Source organism: Vibrio sp. 811 (genome assembly GCF_033339195.1).
Genome location: NZ_JAWOUB010000752.1, coordinates 1 through 563, shown reverse-complemented (window position 1 = coordinate 563; position 563 = coordinate 1). Strand labels below are relative to the sequence as shown.

Here is a 563-nt window from a genome sequence, read left to right as displayed (position 1 = left end):
CTCATTCAGCGCCGTTTCTAGCTGAGCATAAACCTGTACTGGCTTTTCCTCGTGCAGCTGCCAACACTCACTCATGAATGCATCAAAATCCATTTTGAAAGACATGCCCTTGTTATCCTTTGTTATCTTGTTCGTAAATAAACCACTCTACACAATTCTCAACCGTGCGTTGCACGCCAAACAACAATATGAGAATCGCCTCACTTAAAGTGGTGTACCTTGCTCTAATGCGAGCAAACGTTGTTTGCGTTCTACCCCACCAGCATACCCAGTCAGTTTGCCACTTTTACCAATAACGCGATGACAAGGCACCACAATGGAAATAGGGTTCTTGCCATTTGCTAACCCAACCGCACGCACGGCTTTCGGGTTGCCAATCGCGTTGGCGAGATCTTGATAGCTCCACGTCTCGCCGTATGGAATGGTCGTTAACGCATGCCACACTTGATTTTGAAAATCGGTACCTGTCGCTGCCAAAGGCAAATCAAATTCGTTGCGCAGACCCGAAAAGTATTCGTCCAACTGGGTGACGGCTTGGCGCAAAATCGGATGCTGATCATCTC

The 563-nt window shown here is 47.6% G+C and carries 1 protein-coding gene; it reads right to left on the bottom strand.

Going from position 1 to position 563, the window contains the following annotated elements:
- Nucleotides 1-204: 204 nt before the first annotated feature.
- Nucleotides 205-563 (bottom strand): methylated-DNA--[protein]-cysteine S-methyltransferase (locus tag R7Q46_RS29210; protein ID WP_318078586.1); only part of this gene is annotated, 359 nt, incomplete at its 5' end.